Origin of the sequence: Tahibacter sp. (genome assembly GCF_032229445.1) — a bacterium.
In the GTDB taxonomy this organism is placed as follows: Bacteria; Pseudomonadota; Gammaproteobacteria; order Xanthomonadales; family Rhodanobacteraceae; genus Tahibacter.
In genome coordinates, this window is sequence record NZ_JAVTWC010000030.1 from 1 (window position 1) to 17,150 (window position 17,150).

The window sequence follows — 17,150 nt, forward strand, 5'->3', positions numbered from 1 at the left end:
GACTGGAAACGGAGCTTCATCGCTACCGCGCCAGTCCCCGACTCCACCAAGTCCTTGCACTACCGCTCTTGTACTCAGCACCAGATCTCCACAACCCCGCCAAGCGCCTGCTACGCAGGCGTTTGGCCGGTCCGGCCCGTCGGGCGTTCAGAGCGATCAGAACCTGCGGTTCTGAGCGATCACTCTTCACCCCCTTGACTCAAGGGGGCTCCGAAATCAAAAGCAAATATCGACCTGTTCAGCGGTTCTCTAGAGCCGGGCCGCGGGGCTGCGGGTTTTTTCCGGCCGGACGAGAAATCGTCCGGCCTCTTTTTCGTTTTCATCGCGACTGTTCCGGGCGCGAATTGATTTTCATCGCCTGTCGATCCAGCACACTCTCGTCCGACGCTTGAGCAGAACCGGCCGCCAATAGCGGTGGCAGCCCCCCGAAGCAAGGAGAACGACGATGCGCTGCATGATCCTGGTCAAGGCCAATGCCGATACCGAAGCGGGCGTGATGCCGAGCGAGCAACTGCTGGCCGACATGGGCCGCTACAACGAAGAACTCGTCAACGCCGGCATCATGCTCGCCGGCGAAGGCCTGCACCCGAGCGCACGAGGTGCGCGCGTGCAGTTCTCCGGCGACAAGCGCAGCGTGGTCGACGGACCGTTCGCCGAAACCAAGGAACTCGTCGCCGGCTTCTGGATCTGGCAGGTGCGCGATCTCGACGAAGCCGTCGAATGGGTCAAGCGCTGCCCGAATCCGACCGGCGAGCACAGCGTCATCGAGATCCGTCCCGTGTTCGAAGCCGAGGATTTCGGCGCGGAATTCACCCCGGAGCTGCGCGAACAGGAAGACCGTCTTCGCGCGGAGATGGCCAAGCGCGGGTAAGCCGGGGCAGCGCTCGGCGCCGCCGCGCGCTGCGAGAATTCGCCGACGGCGGCATCCGCGCACGATGCCGCCGTGTCACGAGGGGAATCACATGTTCACGATTATCTTTTGGGTCATCGTGGTCGCGGTGGCCGGCCTGCTCATCACCGCCGCGTTCCGCCCCGATTCGTTCCGCATCGAACGCCGTATTCGCATCGGGGCTGCGCCGGACACGATCTTCGCGCTGATCGACGACTTTCGCCGTTGGACCGCGTGGTCGCCGTGGGAAAACAGGGATCCCGCGCTGAAGCGCGACTACAGCGGCCCGGCCAGCGGCAGGGATTCGGCCTACGCCTGGGAAGGCAACAGCAAGGTCGGAAAGGGGCGCATGCAGATCGTCGAATCGACGCCGTACTCGCGCATCCGCATCCAGCTCGATTTCCTCAAGCCATTCGAAGCGCACAACACCGCCGAATTCGCGCTGCAACCGGATGGCGACTCGACCGACGTGGTCTGGGCGATGTACGGTCCGCAACCGTACCTGTCCAAACTCATGGGTCTGGTCGTCAGCATGGACACGCTGGTCGGCAAGGATTTCGAGAGTGGCCTGGCCAATCTCAAGGCCCGTGCGGAGTCCTGAAGCGCGATGCGAGCACACCGGCATGTTGTCCTTCTCACCGCGGCCCCTGGCGCATGAGCGCGGCGCCGCACAAGGCCATCGCCACGGTCTGGCGCATGGAGTCCACGCGCCTGATCGGCGGGCTCATGCGCCTCGTGCGCGATTTGAGCCTGGCCGAGGACCTGGCCCAGGACGCGCTGGTCGCGGCGCTGGAGCAATGGCCGCAAGGCGGCGTGCCGGACAATCCGGGCGCCTGGCTCATGGCCGCGGCCAAGCATCGGGCGATCGATCGCCTGCGGCGCAATGACATGGCGCAGCGCAAGCACGAACAACTCGGCGTCGAACAGGAACTGCACGAACTGCTGCAGGCGCCCGACGGCGAGCAGCTCGACGACAGCGTCGGCGATGACGTGTTGCGGCTGATCTTCATCGCGTGTCATCCGGTGCTGTCGAGCGAGGCGCGCGCCGCGCTGACCCTGCGCCTGATCGCAGGACTGACGACGGACGAGATCGCGCGCGCCTTTCTACAGCCCGAACCCACGATCGCCCAGCGCATCGTGCGCGCCAAGCGCATGCTGACCAACGCGCACGTGCCGTTCGAGGTTCCGCCGGCCGCAGAACTGGCGCAGCGCCTGTCCTCGGTGCTCGGCGTGATCTATCTCATCTTCAACGAAGGCTATGCGGCGACCGCCGGCGACGACCTGATGCGGCCGCAGTTGTGCGAGGAGGCGATGCGCCTGGGCCGCATCCTCGTCGCGCTGATGCCGCGTGAGGCCGAAGCCCAGGGTCTGCTCGCGCTGATGGAAATCCAGGCCTCGCGCGCAGTGGCGCGCGTGGACGCGAACGGCGAGCCGATACTGCTGCTGCAACAGGACCGGGCGCGCTGGAACCAGTTGCTGATCCGGCGCGGGCTTGCCGCCCTCGCGCGCACTGAGGAACTCGGCGGTGGCGCGGGCTTCTATGCCTTGCAGGCGGCGATTGCCGCGTGCCATGCGCGTGCTCGCGCCGCCGCCGACACCGACTGGCTGCGTATCGCCGCGCTGTACGGCGCGCTCGCCCAGGTTGCACCGTCGCCGGTGATCGAACTCAACCGCGCGGTCGCGGTATCGATGGCGTTCGGGCCGGCGGCCGGGCTCGTGATCGCCGACGCGTTGCAGCACGAGGCGAGCCTGGCCAACTACCATCTGCTGCCCAGCGTGCGCGGCGACCTGCTGGCCAGGCTCGACCGCCGCGGCGAAGCGGCAGCGGAATTCCGCCGCGCGGCGGCGCTGACGCGCAACGTGCGCGAGCAGGCGCTCTTGCAGCGCCGCGCCGCGGAATGTCTGGAGCGCCGCACCACCGACGGCTGAACGTCGCCGTCCACCTGTTTACGGCGACCCGCCACAGCTGCTCGCCGTTCAGTAGAGACGCGAGCCTTTTACTTTTGATAATTTTCTCCCAAATTTCACATTGTCACCGTCGACCGCGAGCACGATGACGTCGTGCGGAAACGCGATGCGCGCAAGGATCTGGCGCTGCTGCTGCTCGGCGCGGGCGGCGGAGTGCCAGCGCAGTGGTCTGGTCGCGCGGAAACCCAGCACGAGCTGCGGCCGCTCGGGCATGTGCTTGAGCACGCGCTGGGCGAGCCAGGCCCGATAGATGCCGAGTTCGCGCAGCTGCGCCGTGATTGCGGCGACCTGTTCAAGGGTGAGGTCGTGCGGCCGCAGTGTGTCGCTGATGGCAAAGCGCGCGCGCTCGGCGCGGGCCTGGTCACTGATCGCCTCGTGGCGTTCCGCCTGCTCGTGCCAGGCGTTGGCGCTGGCCTTGTCGCCGTTGCGCCAGTAGTAATCGCGCAGCGCTTCGCTGACGGCGCCCTTGGCATCGGGCTGTAGCTCCATCGCGCGGGTCATGAATGCGACACCGGCCGCATCGTTGCGCGCGAGCAGGCGCAGGCCGTAGTAGAAATTCGCCGGCGCGCTGTCCGCATGTGCCTCGACTGCCTGCCGCAGCTGCTCCAGCGCGCCGTCCGGGTCCTTGCGCGCATCGCCCAGCAGGTGCGCGCGCTCGAGCATTTCGTCGACATCGAGCGAGCGCGACGCCGCAAGCTGGTCCAGCTCCTCGAGTCGGCGTCGGCCCTGCTGCACGGTGTCGTAGCGCTGGCGCCAGTCGTGGCTGACCTGTTCCTTCCAGCGCGTGTCGAAGGTCTCGATGATGCGCTCGCGCAGCGCGCCGAGCAGATGGTCGGCGGAGCTGCCTTCGGTCGGTGGTGCGACGCAGGCCTGCTGCTTCAGTGCGGCGAGCCGGTCGCGCAGCGCCGGATGCGTGTCGTCGCAGGTGGTCTCGCGCGCGAGCGCCTGGTCGAGCCAGCGGCGGCCGTCGTCGCTGTGGAAGTCGCGGTCGAGTCCCTGGCCGAGGCGGGCATATGGTAGGAAAGCCGGTTGCGGCTGTTCGTCGGCATTGCGGTGCAGGTCCGGCCAGAACCGCTCTTCGAGCAGGGCCGCGCCGACATTGACGCTGGTCAGCGCCTCGGCCGCAACGCGCGGTGAGGTCAGGCGCGCCGACACGGCGTCGGCTTCGTATTCGTTCGCGCGCGCGAGCGGGAAGGTCCAGGCGCGGAAATACGGTACGTACCATTGGAAAAACCGGCGGAACAGGAAACTGCCGCCGCCGCCGGCGCGCCCGATGCTCTCGGCCAGTTGCAGCCAGACCGCGCGCGAGCGGTACAGCCAGTTGCCGAAGCGCGCGTGCCCACCGGCAAGATGGCCGAACTCGTGCGCGAGCACCGCATCGAGCTGTTCGCGGGTCAGGCATTTCAGCAGCGGCAGGCCGAGCAACAGGTAGTTGCGATGCCAGCCGAACAGGCCCAGCAGCGGCACCTGCATCACTGCGGCGTTGAAATCGTCGGTGATCAGCACGCGATGGAAGCGCGGCGCCTTCAGCGTCCGACGCAACTGGTCGATGCGTTCGAACAGCGCCGGCGCGGTGCGTGCCGTCACCGCGAAGCCGACCGGGGGTGTGATCCGCACCCACAGCGCACGCAGCACGACCCAGATGAAGAACGCCAGCGGGATCATCAGCTTGAGCGCGAGCGCCTTAAGGAAGATCACCGACAGTGCCGTGGCAAGCAGCAGCGCGATCAGCAGACAGACGATGCCGGCCAGATAGCCGTAGCCGAGCAGGGCCAGAGCGATGAGGCGCAACTTGTAGCCGCGCGGGTCGTTCTGCGCGAGCGTGTCCAGACGCGCGACGAGCGCCTCGAATTCCATGCGGGTCATACGGTGCTTCCCCTGTGCCGAGGCGCCATGATCGCCGCGTTCGGCCGTCGCTTCAAACCGGAATCGAGGGCGCCGGCACAGGGTGGAATGGCGCTGGGAACCGTGCCGCCGCTACCGCTGCAGCGCGCGCCAGATCCGCTCGGCCATAACGAAGGCGTCGTCGCGTTCCATGCCGCGCGCGCCGATCTCGAGAATCAGGCCGCGGCCCTGCAGCAGGATCTGTCCGCCGCCGCCGCGCTCGAAGCCGAATACCGAGCCCGCGCGGGTGCGCCGCAGCGCCAGGGTGCCGCCGTCGCTGCCGTAGTTGCTGCGCGCTTCGGCCAGGGCGATGCGCCAGGTCCGCTCGAGCGAGCCCTCGTGCAATCGCGCCGCCGCACCGGTGTAAAGGTGTACCTGGACCTGCGCGTGCCGCTGCGCGTCGGCGTCGGACCGTAGCAGGCACGAGCCGGCTAGCGTGTCGTGCGCCGGCGCGGCGATGGCGATCGGCAGTTCGGTGGTGTCGATCGCCCCGAGGACGAGCGCGCAGACGTCGATCTGCGCCTGCGCCGCGCTGCGTGGCTCGCAACCGGCCAGCAGCAACGCCAGCACCAGCAGGCCCGCGGCACGTGTCCCCGGGCGTCGCCGCAGCCTGAAATCGAGCACGTCCGGCACCGCATCCGTGCGCTGCGCATCGATGCGTTGCACCAGCTGTGGCAACCGTCGTGCCGGCACGCCCGGATAGGCGTGGTGCTCGTCGTGGTAGAGCATGTTGAAGCTCAGGCGCAGCAGCCAGCCGCGCCGGCTGCTGCGCGCATGGCCGCTATCGCAGTCGCGATGCACGCTCCAGATGCCGATCATCGGCACGAGCGCGTTGGCGAGCAGCAACGCGAGCGACAGCGTCTGCAGGGCGGTGTCGCCACTACTCCAGATCAGTGCCTGCACCAGCGCGACGGCGACCAGTTCGCGCCTCACCCAGCGTCGTTGCCGCGTGCTGCCGCGGCGCAGCGTCTCGACATGGATGAGCAGCGGATAGAGCGGGCTGCGCACGAGCGCGGCCCAGAACCCGTAGCGCGCCATGCGTCCCTCAATATCGTCGGCGCCGAGGCTGTCGCGGTGATGGCGCAGGTGGGTGTACTCGATCGCATGCAGCGCGCCGCCGAGCAGCAGGCTCAGGGCAAACAGCAGCAGGTCGCCGGCGCGCCGCTCCAGACCCAGGTTGCGATGGAAGGTGTCATGGGTCAGGCGCAGCGCCGTTGTGAAGAACGGCGCCATCGCCAGCAGCGCCAGCGCGGACCAGCCCTGTGCGGCGAGGCTCCAGGCGAGCAGCAGCCACGGCAGCGGCAGGACGATCTCGGCCAGGATTTCGTGTGGAGCCAGCCTGGTCAGGTCTTGCCAGGGCACGCGCTCAGCCATGACCCTGCTCCCGCGCGCGCCGACGCAACCCTGGACGGTAGCGCGTGAACAGGCGGTACAGCGCGTCGACGGCATTGCGCAGCCGCACCGAGCGCCGCAGCGGTTTCACCAGCAGACGCCAGCCGGGCAGTTGCTGCCACAGGCACAGGTGTGCGTCGAGACCGATGCGCAGGCGGCCGTCGCCATCGCGTACATGCAGCAGCGCCAGCGCCGCAGTGAGATCGAAGCCGTCCTGTTCCGCTGTCGGCGGCGTGATCGCGATGTCGCGCCAGCGGACCGGTGCGGCGGGTGCGAGGCGGCGATAGGCGGCGACCTCGCGCCGGCATACCGGGCAATGGCCATCGAAGAAGACGGTGATGGATGGGACGCAGGACATGCGGAACGCTCCGTCGTGGTGACGGACGACAGCGTCGGCCGACGCGGGCCGGTCGCGCTTCCACAATGACAAGAACGCAGCGGATTTATTTGTCGGGTTTCAGTGGCCCTGTGCGATCAATGGCTTGGCGATTTCCGGAATGATCAGAACGCAGAAAGTCACGGCTCCGGGCTGCCGCCGCGCTTGCGATAGCGCCCCGGTACTTCACCGGTGATCTCACGGAAGGCGGCATAAAAGTTCGACTGCGAGTTGAACCCGACGGCCAGGCCTATCGACAACACTGACGCCTCAGGCTCGGCCAGCAGCAGGCGCTTGGCCGCCTCTATGCGATGCTCGCGCACATGGCGCGAAAAGCCGACGCCATAGGCCGTGTTGATGAGTTCGGACAATTGGTGCGGGGTCAGTGCCATCAGCCCGGCCAGGCCCGACAGGCTCAGGTTCTCGTCGGTGTAGATCTTTTCCCCGACCAGCAGGTGGCGCAACCGCTGCAGTGCTTCGTCCTTGTCGATCCGGGCCAGGGTCGAGTTCGCGTAGGCGCTGCGTACCGCGTCGGCGGCGCGGCCGGGCAGGTCGGGAAAGCGCAGCAGCAGCCAGAGCGCCAGCCAGAACGCGAGCCCGATCAACTGCGCATAGCCGAGGAAAAATACACGTTCGCCCAACCAGGGAGCGCCCAGGCCGAGCATGAGCACGAGCGCGGCGATCAGCGCAAAGCCCGCGAACGCGGTGGCCTCGAGGCGGAAATGGCGTCGCTGTGCACGCAGCCGGTAGACCACGCGCAACAACAGCAGCGCATGCACGGTGCCGACCAGGAATGCGAGCGGGATCGACAGGTGCGGCGGCAGGAACATGGCGAGCAGCGCCGGCAGGAAGTGAAGCAGGCGCCAGAGTTTCATCGCCGCCGACGGGTGCAGCACTTCGATGAAAAACAGATAGAACGCCGCCGCGGCCACGTACAGCAGCCCCGCATAGAGCATGGACGCGAACAGTGCGTCGCCGCGCAGCAGATAAGCGCCATGCAGCCATTGCAGTGCGGCCAGGGCCAGCAGCAGGACGATGCCGGCACTCCGTGCGAGCGCGCCGTGCCCGGCGGCGCCATAACCGCTGAGGTTCGCGGCGATCAGCAGCAGGGCGCTGCCGAGCGAGAAGCCGATCAGGAACAGGGTCAGCGTGTCGAGCATGGGCGGTGTGTGATCGGACGGATGCGCAGCATCGCGGCAGGGGTCTGGTCGGCGCAAGGCGTCGCGGTCGACAATGGTCGTCTCTCCTGGAGTCCGCCGAATGAGCGCCCCTGACGAGTGGCCCCACGCGAACGAACACGCCGTCGCCCATGCGCAATTCACGATCGAGCGCGTCTACGCCGCGATGCCGGTGCAGGTCTTCGCAGCCTGGGCTGATCCCGCTGCGAAGAGTCGCTGGTTCGTCGCCGGCAAAGGCTGGGACCTGGCCGAGTACGAGCACGATTTCCGCGTCGGTGGCCGGGAGCACGGTAGTTTCCAACGCAAGGCTGGCGAGCCCGTTTACCGCAACGAAGTGCGCTACCTCGACATTCTGGCGCCGCATCGCATTGTCCTGGCCTACAGCATGGCCCGCGATGCGGTGCGTATTTCCGCCTCGCTGCTGAGCGTGCAATTCATCGCCGAAGGCGGCGGCACGCGGCTGCGACTGACCGAGCAGGGTGCCTTCCTCGACCGGCACGATTCGTCGGCCTCGCGCGAACAGGGTTGGGAGGATCTGCTGACGGCGCTGGGAAAGGAACTGGGACACGCGTCGTGACGCGATGCCTCTCGGCAGGCCCGGCCATGATCGCAGGTGTGTTGTTCGTGTCGCCTGCGCAGCATGCGGTACGGACCGTATGTCGTCGCATGTCGATTTCGCGCGCACCCGTTCGACGCCAGGAACGAATGCGCAGAGCAACCGATATGGCTGTGCTCTACCAGGAAAGCTACATCGTCTCACCCGCGTCCGCCCATCCGTCACCGAGGATCTTCGTCATGTTCCTGTATCCGCGCCTGCTCGTCCTGTTTGCCCTTGTTGCATTGCCGGCCTATGCCGCGCCCGAGAAATACGTCATCGATCCCGACCACACCTATCCGAGCTTCGAGATGCCGCACATGGGCATTTCCGTCTGGCGCGGCAAGTTCACGCGCAGTTCGGGTGAAGTCACGCTGGATCTTGCCGCGCGCAGCGGCAGCGTGAATATCGAGATCGCGTCCGGCAGCATCGACTTCGGCCATGCCGGCATGGACACGCACGCGGTCACCGACGATTGGCTCAATGCGTCGAAGTACCCGACGATGACCTATGCCGGCACGCTGCGCTTCAACGGCGACACGCCGAGCGGGGTCGACGGCTCGCTGACGCTGCGCGGCGTCACGAAGCCGGTGAAGCTGACGATCAATACGTTCAAGTGCATCGACCACCCGTACTACAACAAGCCGGTCTGCGGCGCCGATGCCAGCGGAGAATTCGACCGCGCCGATTTCGGCATGACCCAATACGCCGACAACGGCATGGGCCGCATACGTCTGCAGATCCAGGTCGAGGCGTTCAAGGACAAGCTGCCGGCGCCGCCGGAGGCGACGAAGAAGGATTGAACGCCGAGCTGATGTGCTCAGCCAACCCGCCGCCGGCGCGATGAAAAGCCCTCCCCTTCAAGGGGGCAGGGCAACCGTTTGGAACCATAGGTTCTGGTTGCCCTGCACGCCCAACGGGCCGCAGGGTTGAGTGGGGATGGTGTGAATGCGTGGGTTTTTCAGACCTTCGGCAACTTCTGGGCGGCTCCCTTCCACTGCCTTGGGCTTGCGTCCTGCAGGCTTCACATGATCGCGTCCAGCGCGTCACTCAGTCTGTCAACGCCGACGATTTCCATTTCTCCGATGCGGGACTTTTTCGGCGCGTTCGCGCGCGGCACGACTGCCTTGAGGAAGCCGTGTGTCGCGGCTTCCTTGAGGCGCTCCTCGCCGTTGGGCACGGGGCGGATTTCGCCGGACAGACCGACTTCACCGAACGCAACGAGCTTGTCGGGCAGGGCGCGGTCGCGAAAGCTCGACAGGATCGCGAACAGGATCGGCAGGTCGGCTGCCGTTTCCTGCACGCGGATGCCGCCGACGACGTTGACGAACACATCCTGGTCATAGACCGCCGCGCCGCCGTGGCGATGCAGCACGGCCAGCAGCATGGCGAGACGGTTCTGCTCCAGGCCCAGCGCGACGCGGCGCGGGTTCGCGAGTGGCGACTGGTCGACCAGCGCCTGCACCTCGACCAGCAGCGGTCGCGTGCCTTCGCGCGTGACCATGACGGCGCTGCCGGGAGTCGGGCCGGTGTGCGCGGACAGGAAGATCGCTGACGGGTTCGGTACTTCGCGCAGGCCTTTTTCCGACATCGCGAACACGCCCAGTTCGTTGACCGCACCGAAGCGGTTCTTGAATGCGCGCAGCACACGGAAGCGGCTGCCGGATTCGCCCTCGAAATACAGCACTGCGTCGACCATGTGCTCGAGCACGCGCGGCCCGGCAATGCCGCCTTCCTTGGTGACGTGGCCGACCAGGAACACGCTGATGCCCGATTCCTTGGCAAAGCGCGTCAGTTTCGCTGCCGATTCGCGTACCTGGCTGACCGAGCCCGGCGCCGCCGTCAGCAGTTCCGTCCAGATCGTCTGGATCGAGTCGATGATCAGCACATGCGGCTTCTGCGCTGCGGCATGTTCCACAATGCGCTCCACGCAGGTTTCCGCGAGCGCGCGCAGCGGCGCCAGCGCCAGGCCGAGGCGCTGCGCGCGGGCGGCGACCTGGGCCAGCGATTCCTCGCCAGTGACATACAGGCCGCTCAGGCGTTCGCCGAGCGCACCGAGCATCTGCAACAGCAAGGTCGACTTGCCGATACCCGGATCGCCACCGATCAGCACGACCGAGCCTTCCACGAGACCGCCGCCGAGCACACGATCGAGCTCCCCGATGCCGATGGACGTGCGCGCCTGCGCATCCTGCGCGACATCGACGAGCGACAGCACGCGCGGCGCGCTTGCATCGCCGGCGTAGCCCCCACTGCGTCGCGGCGCGGCAGGAGCGCTCTTCGCAGCGCTCAGCACGATCTCGCTCATCGAGTTCCAGGCGCCGCAGTCGGCGCACTGGCCCTGCCAGCGGGTGTGTTCGCTGCCGCACTCGTTGCAGACATAGGCGGTCTTCGCCTTGGCCATGGACGTCTCCGTGTCAGTCTTCGACGAACAGTACGCGCTTGGTCATGCCACAGGTCAGGTCATAGGAAATCGTGCCGGCGCGAGCGGCGATTTCTTCCACGGCCAGGCCGCGGCCCCAGAGCAGCGCGCGGTCGCCGACCCGCGCGCCAGGCACGTTGCGCAGGTCGATCGTGACCAGGTCCATCGAGACGCGGCCGACGATCTGCGCGCGCTGGCCACGCACGAGCACCGGCGTGCCGGTAGCGGCGCTGCGCGGATAGCCGTCGCCATAGCCGATCGCGATCACGCCGATGTCCATGTCGACCGGACATTCCCAGGTACCCGCGTAGCCAACCCTTTCTCCGCGCCGCAGATGGTTGATCGCGATCAGGCGAGTCGACAGGCTCATGGCCGGATCGAAACCCAGATCGGTGCCGCGCTTGTCGGCGATGACGGACAGCCCATACAGCAGGCCGCCGGCTCGCACCCAGTCGCCGCGCGCGGCAGGCCAGCCGAGGAGGCCGGCCGAGTTGGACAGGCAGCGCAGGCCTGGCAGACCCTGCGTGGCTTGCGCAAAGCGCGCGATCTGCCGCGCCGTGGCGTCGTTGTCGAATTCGTCCGAGGCGGCAAAGTGGGTCATGAGCACGACGTCGTCGTCGACTGTCGGCGCGGCTTTCAGTCGCGCCAGCACCTCGGCTGTGCGTTCGGGCGCGAAGCCCAGCCGATGCATGCCGCTGTCGATCTTGAGCCAGACGCGCAGGCGTCGCGCATCGCGGTCGGCTTCGAGCCAGGCGAGCTGCGAATCGTGGTGGATCACCGCGTCAAGGCGCAGGCGGCGCAGTTCGGCGAGATCGGCGGCCTCGTCCGGCCCCGACAGCACGACGATGCGCTGCGTATGACCGGCCGCGCGCAAGCGCTGGCCATCGGCGATCGCGGCGACGCCGAACGCGTCCGCGTCGGCCAGTGCGCGGGCGACCCGTTCGAGTCCGTGGCCATAGCCGTCGGCCTTGACCACGGCCATCACCTTTGCGCCCTGGCTCAGCGTGCGCAGGCGCGCCAGATTCGCGCGCAGCGCGGACAGGTGGATCGTGGCGACGGCAGAGCGGCTCATGGAGCGGGAAACGAGGGGAGAGAAGCGAGAAAAGAGAGGAAGGCGCGTGACCGGGTCAGCACGCCGCTGGCATTAAACGGTAGAAGTGACGAGCAACACTGATGTTGGCGACGCTGCACAGCTCCCACTCGTTGCTCACTCCTGCTTACTCATTCCCGCTACTCATACGAGCCCAGATAGTTGTCCGACGCGTAGTTTTCGAACTTCGTGTACTGGCCGAGGAAGGTCAGCTTGAGGCTGCCGGTAGGGCCGGAACGCTGCTTGCCGATGATGATCTCGGCCAGTCCTTTGTCCGGCGAATCCTGGTTGTAGTAGTCGTCGCGGTAGATGAACATGATGACGTCCGCGTCCTGCTCGATAGCGCCGGATTCGCGCAGATCGGCCATGACCGGGCGCTTGTCCTGACGCTGTTCCAGCGAGCGGTTGAGCTGGGACAGGGCAATCACCGGCACATTCAGTTCCTTCGCCAGCGCTTTGAGGCTGCGCGAGATTTCTGAAATTTCGGTGGCGCGATTCTCCTTGTTCCCAGGCACCTGCATCAGCTGCAGGTAGTCGATCACGATCAGGCCGAGATCATGCTCGCGCTTGAGGCGGCGACAGCGCGCGCGCAATTCGCCCGGTGACAGCGCCGGCGTGTCGTCGATGAAGATTTTCGCTTCGGACAGCAGCGTGATCGCGCTGGTCACGCGCGGCCATTCCTCTTCCTGGATGTCGCCGTTGCGCAGGTGCTGCTGGTTGATGCGGCCGACCGACGAAATCAGGCGGAAAGCCAGCTGCGAGGCCGACATTTCCATCGAGAACACGGCCACCGCACGCTTGGTCTTCATCGCTGCGTATTCGGCCATGTTGAGCGAGAACGCGGTCTTGCCCATGGCCGGGCGCGCCGCGACGATGATGAGGTCCGAGGGCTGCAGGCCGGCGGTCATCTCGTCGAGGTCGGTGAAGCCGGTCGGCATGCCGGTGACAGTGCCGCGGTTCTCGAAGCGGTGGTGCAGGATCGCGAACGCGTCCTTGACCGCGGTGCGCATCGGCACGAAGCCCTGGCGGCCGCGCGCGCCGGCCTCGGCGATGCGGAACACGCGCTGCTCGGCGCCTTCGAGGATTTCCTGCGTGCTGCGGCCTTCCGGCGCGAAGCCGTCGCCGACGATTTCGGTGCCCGCGTCGATGAGCTGACGCAGCACGGATTTCTCGCGCACGATGTCGCAGTAGGCAATGATGTTCGCCGCGCTCGGCGTGGTGTTTGCCAGCTGCAGGATGTAGGCGGTGCCGCCGACGAGATCGGACAGGCCTTGCGACTCGAACCACTCGCCCAGCGTCACCGCGTCGCTGGGCATGCCCTTGTTCGAGAGTTCCGAGATCGCGCGGAAGATGACGCGGTGGTCCTTGCGATAGAAGTCGTCTTCGTTGAGACGATCGGCGACCTTGTCCCAGGCCTCGGGCGAGAGCATGAGGCCGCCGAGCACCGCCTGCTCGGCGTCAATCGAGTGCGGCGGAATGCGCAGGGCATCGAGGCGTTGGACGGTCTTGCGATCGGGTAAAGCGGCCATTGAACTCTCGCGGCGAGCGACTGGCACGGCGTTCGATGATGCGAAGCGCCGTCTCATCTGTCGAGACAACAAGCTGGGGATAAGTCGAGGATATGTTGTGCAGTCGCATTCAGGTGTCAGAGACACGGCATTGACTGCACACGAACGTGTTGCATAAAAAACAAGCGGTGCCACGAGGGCGCTGTCGCCGGGGAGGGAAACGGGCGCCACGAGGGCGCTGACGCCTGGGAAAAGAAACGGGCGCCACGAGGGCGCTGACGCCTGGGAAAAGAAACGGGCGCCACGAGGGCGCCCGTCGACTACGCAGTTGCAGCGCTGGCGCGCAGCGATCAGCCGGCGGTGATGACGACCTTGACTGTCGTATGCACGTCGGCATGCAGGTGGACCTGCACTTCGAATTCGCCGAGATGGCGCAGCGCGCCTTCGCCTATGATCACTTCGGACTTTTCCAGCGGCTTGCCGGCGGCGCTGAATGCCTCGGCGATGTCGCGCGGACCGACCGAACCGAACAGCTTGCCTTCCGGGCTCGCGTTCGCACTGATCGTGACGCTGGCGCCTTCCAGGGCGGCCCTGCGCGCTTCGGCGCCTGTCAGGACCTGGTTGGCCTTGGCTTCGAACTCGGCGCGGCGCTGTTCGAACTGGGCGAGGTTGTCGGCGGTGGCCGCCACGGCCTTGCCCTGCGGGACGAGATAGTTGCGGCCGTAACCCGGTTTCACGTTGACCTTGTCGCCAAGCACGCCGAGGTTCTTCACTTTCTGCAGCAGGATCAGTTGCATGGGATTCTCCGATTCGTTAGCACCGGTCGGGCCGGTGCAGCGGTGGCTGTCCGAATCGCGATGTCGCTAAACGTCGCGGGACTGTTCAAACGGCACGAGCCCCGAGGCCTGCCTCGGAGCCCGTGCAGATACAGCTCAATGGTTGTCGCAGTACGGCAGCAGCGAGAGGAAACGGGCGCGCTGGATGGCGACGCCGAGCTGACGCTGGTACTTCGCCTTCGTGCCGGTGATGCGGCTCGGCACGATCTTGCCGGTTTCGCCGACGTACTGGCGCAGGGTGTTGAGATCCTTGTAGTCGATCTCGACCGTGCCTTCGGCGGTGAAGCGGCAGAACTTCTTGCGACGGAAAAATTTGGACATGGTGGGCTCCTGGACTTAGGCCGCTTCGGCGTCGTTGGAATCGGCATTGCCGCCGAAACCGCCTTCATCGTCATCGCGACGACGGCGATCGCCGCTCTTCTCGTCCTTGGTCTTCATGATGAAGGACTGTTCGGTGACGGCTTCGTCGCGCACCAGGATCAGGTGGCGCAGTACGGCGTCGTTGAAGCGGAAGCCCGACTCGAGTTCGGTCAGCACGGTCTGGCTGCACTCGATGTTCATCATGACGTAGTGGGCTTTGGCCAGGTTCTGGATCGGGAACGCGAGCTGGCGGCGGCCCCAGTCTTCCAGACGGTGGATGGCGCCCTTGTCGCCTTCGATCAGCGTCTTGTAACGCTCGATCATGGCGGGCACCTGTTCGCTCTGGTCCGGATGGACCAGGAACACGATTTCGTAGTGACGCATGGAAACTCCTTGTGGATATCGCAGTTCGGCGGATGCCGCTGCGCAGCCTCCCGGATCGCGGTGAGGCAAGGTCCCCGGAGGGCCGGATCGGCGCACGGGGTCGCGGATTCTAGCGGGGGTGGCTGGTGTTGGCAAGTTATTGAACGCAAAGCGACTGGCGGTCAGCGCACCGCGCGCTGCCCGCGGCCGCAGGCGGGTGCGTTCTGGCGTCGCCGGATGATTTTGTGCACAGTGCGGCAACGCTGCCCGACGTCCACGCGGACCGGGGGAGGCGGCGGTACTTGCCCAGCCATTGTCTGCCGATAGCCAAGAGGGTCAATTCATGACGACGTCGAATCGCCGCGGCCCCCGCGGCGCGCGCCTGAGCGGCCTTGCCGCTGCCATCCTGCTGATCCTTCCGGGCGCCGTTCCGGCCCAGGCCGACCGCACAGACGATGACGCCAGGTCCGCGTCCGAGGCGCCCGCGCTGGAAACCGTGACGGTGACGGCGCAGCGCCGGGTCGAGAACATCCAGGACGTGCCGATGGCGATCACGGCCGTCGAGAGCGAGAAGCTCGACGTGCTCGGCTCCGGCGGCGACGACGTCCGTTTTCTTTCAGGCCGCCTGCCCAGCCTCAACATCGAGTCATCGTTCGGCCGCGCGTTTCCGCGCTTCTATATCCGTGGCCTGGGCAATACCGACTTCGATCTCAATGCGTCCCAGCCCGTATCGCTGGTCTACGACGGCGTGGTGCAGGAGAACCCGATCCTCAAGGGCTTCCCGATCTTCGATCTCGACCAGGTGGAAATGGCGCGCGGCCCGCAGGGCACGCTGTTCGGGCGCAATTCCCCGGCCGGTGTGATCAAGTTCGAATCTGCGCGGCCCGAGCGCGAGTTCGGCGGCTACGCCAGCCTGAGCTACGGCAGCTATGGCACGACCAATCTGTCCGGCGCGGTCACCGGCGGTGTCGGCGACAGCGGCGCGCTGCGGCTGTCGGTGCTCAACCAGCGCCGTGACGACTGGGTCGACAACACGCGCAACGGTCCCGGCGACGATCTGGAGGGCTATCGCGAAAGCGCCGCGCGCCTGCAGTACCTGCTCGCGCCCAGCGACGATTTCGACGCGCTGTTCAACGTCCATGCGCGCAAGCTCGACGGCACGGCGCGCCTGTTCCGCGCCAATATCATCCGGCCAGGCAGCAATGACCTGGTCGAGGGCTTCGAGCGCGACCGCGTCTCGATCGACGGCAGGAACGAACAGGACCTCAGTCAGTTCGGCGCCAACCTGCGCCTGCGCTGGGATCTCGGCAGCACGACGCTGCATTCGATCACGGGTTACGAGAGCGTCGATGCCTATAGCCGCGGCGACATCGACGGCGGCTACGGCGCGGTGTTTCTCGGCGACGGCAACTACGGCCCCGGCCTGATCCCGTTCCCCGCCGAATCAGCCGACGGCCTGCCGAACCACCGCCAGCTGAGCCAGGAATTCCGCATCGAGTCCAACGAATGGGGGCGCTTCGACTGGCAGGCCGGCGTGTTCGGCTTCGACGAGTCCATCGACGTCGACAGCTTCAGCTACGACACGTTGGCACCCGGCCAGCCGCAGAACGGCTACGCGACGCAGAGGCAGGACAACGAAGCCTGGGCGGTGTTCGCCTCGGGCGACTATGACGTGACCGAACGCCTGACGCTGCGCGGCGGGCTGCGCTACAGCGACGACCGCAAGGAATTCTCGGCGCAACGCGTCGTCGGTCCGTTCGGTCCGCCGATCGCGCCCATCCATGCCAATCCCAGCGATACCGACATCAGCTGGGATCTGAGCGCGGTGTTCCAGGCCAGCGACCAGGTCAATTTCTATGGCCGCGTCGCACGCGGCTTCCGCGCGCCGAGCGTGCAGGGACGCCTGATGTTCGCCGACGCGAGCCTGCCCGACGACGAACTCGTGACCGTTGCCGAATCGGAAACCGTGCTGTCGTGGGAAGCCGGACTCAAGGCGCAACTGTGGGAAAACCGCCTGCGCCTGGGCTTCGCGCTGTACCGCTACACCATCGACGATCCGCAGCTCACCGCGGTCGGCGGCAACGCCAACATCGCGCGGCTGGTCAATGCGGACAAGGCGGTCGGCCATGGCGCCGAGCTCGATCTCGAGGCGCTGCTGACGGAACGCCTGCTGGTCACCGTCGGCGCGAGCTACAACCCGACCGGGATCCAGGACGCGAACCTGTCGGTGTTCCAGTGCGCGGCGCCCTGCGGGACCTTGGCGAGGAGCACACCGTCCTGCTCTCGACG

General features: G+C 66.6%; 16 protein-coding genes. 6 read left to right on the plus strand and 10 right to left on the minus strand.

What is annotated here, in order from left to right:
• Positions 1-445: 445 nt before the first annotated feature.
• From RUU78_RS06815 to RUU78_RS06825, 3 genes are all read left to right on the plus strand, one after another.
• On the plus strand, positions 446-871 hold the full coding sequence (locus tag RUU78_RS06815) for a YciI family protein (RefSeq protein ID WP_313914982.1): 426 nt from the start codon (positions 446-448) through the stop codon (positions 869-871).
• Between the two features lie 91 nt (positions 872-962).
• On the plus strand, positions 963-1,490 hold the full coding sequence (locus RUU78_RS06820) for an SRPBCC family protein (protein WP_313914983.1): 528 nt from the start codon (positions 963-965) through the stop codon (positions 1,488-1,490).
• 53 nt (positions 1,491-1,543) lie between these two features.
• Entirely contained in the window at positions 1,544-2,818 is a 1,275-nt protein-coding gene (locus RUU78_RS06825) for an RNA polymerase sigma factor (RefSeq protein ID WP_313914984.1), read from the plus strand.
• A gap of 48 nt (positions 2,819-2,866) precedes the next feature.
• On the opposite strand, the gene RUU78_RS06830 is transcribed toward RUU78_RS06825, so the two are convergent.
• The 4 genes from RUU78_RS06830 to RUU78_RS06845 all read right to left on the minus strand — a co-directional run bounded on the left by RUU78_RS06830 (position 2,867) and on the right by RUU78_RS06845 (position 7,669).
• Positions 2,867-4,723 carry a M48 family metalloprotease gene (locus RUU78_RS06830; protein WP_313914985.1) on the minus strand — a complete coding sequence of 619 codons (1,857 nt, stop codon included), beginning with the start codon at positions 4,721-4,723 and terminating at the stop codon, positions 2,867-2,869.
• Between the two features lie 111 nt (positions 4,724-4,834).
• Positions 4,835-6,115, minus strand: a complete 1,281-nt coding sequence (locus RUU78_RS06835; protein ID WP_313914986.1) for a fatty acid desaturase — start codon at positions 6,113-6,115, stop codon at positions 4,835-4,837.
• Positions 6,108-6,491 (minus strand): DUF393 domain-containing protein, encoded by a 384-nt coding sequence (locus RUU78_RS06840; protein WP_313914987.1) that lies wholly within the window; start codon positions 6,489-6,491, stop codon positions 6,108-6,110. The genes RUU78_RS06835 and RUU78_RS06840 overlap by 8 nt, the downstream gene beginning before the upstream one ends.
• Before the next feature lie 158 nt (positions 6,492-6,649).
• The gene (locus tag RUU78_RS06845; protein ID WP_313914988.1) at positions 6,650-7,669 is read right to left on the minus strand and encodes a helix-turn-helix domain-containing protein; all 1,020 of its coding nucleotides are present in this window, start codon (positions 7,667-7,669) and stop codon (positions 6,650-6,652) included.
• Between the two features lie 100 nt (positions 7,670-7,769).
• Between RUU78_RS06845 and RUU78_RS06850 the strand changes: the two genes are divergently transcribed.
• Both RUU78_RS06850 and RUU78_RS06855 read left to right on the plus strand, forming a co-directional pair.
• The gene (locus RUU78_RS06850) at positions 7,770-8,264 is read left to right on the plus strand and encodes an SRPBCC family protein (protein WP_313914989.1); all 495 of its coding nucleotides are present in this window, start codon (positions 7,770-7,772) and stop codon (positions 8,262-8,264) included.
• Positions 8,265-8,392: 128 nt separating this feature from the next.
• Entirely contained in the window at positions 8,393-9,085 is a 693-nt protein-coding gene (locus RUU78_RS06855) for a YceI family protein (protein ID WP_313914990.1), read from the plus strand.
• A 221-nt stretch (positions 9,086-9,306) separates the two neighbouring features.
• Here RUU78_RS06855 and radA read toward each other — a convergent pair whose 3' ends face one another.
• From radA to rpsF, 6 genes are all read right to left on the minus strand, one after another.
• Positions 9,307-10,686: a DNA repair protein RadA gene (gene radA, locus RUU78_RS06860; RefSeq protein ID WP_313914991.1), complete on the minus strand. Its 1,380-nt coding sequence runs from the start codon at positions 10,684-10,686 to the stop codon at positions 9,307-9,309.
• A gap of 13 nt (positions 10,687-10,699) precedes the next feature.
• Positions 10,700-11,776: an alanine racemase gene (gene alr, locus RUU78_RS06865; RefSeq protein ID WP_313914992.1), complete on the minus strand. Its 1,077-nt coding sequence runs from the start codon at positions 11,774-11,776 to the stop codon at positions 10,700-10,702.
• A gap of 158 nt (positions 11,777-11,934) precedes the next feature.
• Positions 11,935-13,323: a replicative DNA helicase gene (locus RUU78_RS06870; protein ID WP_313914995.1), complete on the minus strand. Its 1,389-nt coding sequence runs from the start codon at positions 13,321-13,323 to the stop codon at positions 11,935-11,937.
• Positions 13,324-13,652: 329 nt separating this feature from the next.
• Positions 13,653-14,099 (minus strand): 50S ribosomal protein L9, encoded by a 447-nt coding sequence (gene rplI, locus RUU78_RS06875; RefSeq protein ID WP_313914996.1) that lies wholly within the window; start codon positions 14,097-14,099, stop codon positions 13,653-13,655.
• A gap of 135 nt (positions 14,100-14,234) precedes the next feature.
• On the minus strand, positions 14,235-14,459 hold the full coding sequence (gene rpsR / locus RUU78_RS06880) for a 30S ribosomal protein S18 (RefSeq protein WP_313914997.1): 225 nt from the start codon (positions 14,457-14,459) through the stop codon (positions 14,235-14,237).
• A gap of 15 nt (positions 14,460-14,474) precedes the next feature.
• Positions 14,475-14,882: a 30S ribosomal protein S6 gene (rpsF, locus tag RUU78_RS06885; protein ID WP_313914998.1), complete on the minus strand. Its 408-nt coding sequence runs from the start codon at positions 14,880-14,882 to the stop codon at positions 14,475-14,477.
• A gap of 322 nt (positions 14,883-15,204) precedes the next feature.
• On the opposite strand from rpsF, the gene RUU78_RS06890 reads away from it, so the two are divergent.
• Positions 15,205-17,150: TonB-dependent receptor (locus tag RUU78_RS06890; RefSeq protein WP_313915000.1), on the plus strand; the 1,946-nt coding region annotated here is incomplete at its 3' end.

Bases quoted from the DNA above. Each gene is read 5' to 3' on its own strand.
- RUU78_RS06815 (WP_313914982.1), top strand. From the start codon at position 446: ATGCGCTGCATGATCCTGGTCAAGGCCAATGCCGATACCGAAGCGGGC.
- RUU78_RS06820 (WP_313914983.1), top strand. From the start codon at position 963: ATGTTCACGATTATCTTTTGGGTCATCGTGGTCGCGGTGGCCGGCCTG.
- RUU78_RS06825 (WP_313914984.1), top strand. From the start codon at position 1,544: ATGAGCGCGGCGCCGCACAAGGCCATCGCCACGGTCTGGCGCATGGAG.
- RUU78_RS06830 (WP_313914985.1), bottom strand. From the start codon at position 4,723: ATGACCCGCATGGAATTCGAGGCGCTCGTCGCGCGTCTGGACACGCTC.
- RUU78_RS06835 (WP_313914986.1), bottom strand. From the start codon at position 6,115: ATGGCTGAGCGCGTGCCCTGGCAAGACCTGACCAGGCTGGCTCCACAC.
- RUU78_RS06840 (WP_313914987.1), bottom strand. From the start codon at position 6,491: ATGTCCTGCGTCCCATCCATCACCGTCTTCTTCGATGGCCATTGCCCG.
- RUU78_RS06845 (WP_313914988.1), bottom strand. From the start codon at position 7,669: ATGCTCGACACGCTGACCCTGTTCCTGATCGGCTTCTCGCTCGGCAGC.
- RUU78_RS06850 (WP_313914989.1), top strand. From the start codon at position 7,770: ATGAGCGCCCCTGACGAGTGGCCCCACGCGAACGAACACGCCGTCGCC.
- RUU78_RS06855 (WP_313914990.1), top strand. From the start codon at position 8,393: ATGCGCAGAGCAACCGATATGGCTGTGCTCTACCAGGAAAGCTACATC.
- radA (WP_313914991.1), bottom strand. From the start codon at position 10,686: ATGGCCAAGGCGAAGACCGCCTATGTCTGCAACGAGTGCGGCAGCGAA.
- alr (WP_313914992.1), bottom strand. From the start codon at position 11,776: ATGAGCCGCTCTGCCGTCGCCACGATCCACCTGTCCGCGCTGCGCGCG.
- RUU78_RS06870 (WP_313914995.1), bottom strand. From the start codon at position 13,323: ATGGCCGCTTTACCCGATCGCAAGACCGTCCAACGCCTCGATGCCCTG.
- rplI (WP_313914996.1), bottom strand. From the start codon at position 14,099: ATGCAACTGATCCTGCTGCAGAAAGTGAAGAACCTCGGCGTGCTTGGC.
- rpsR (WP_313914997.1), bottom strand. From the start codon at position 14,459: ATGTCCAAATTTTTCCGTCGCAAGAAGTTCTGCCGCTTCACCGCCGAA.
- rpsF (WP_313914998.1), bottom strand. From the start codon at position 14,882: ATGCGTCACTACGAAATCGTGTTCCTGGTCCATCCGGACCAGAGCGAA.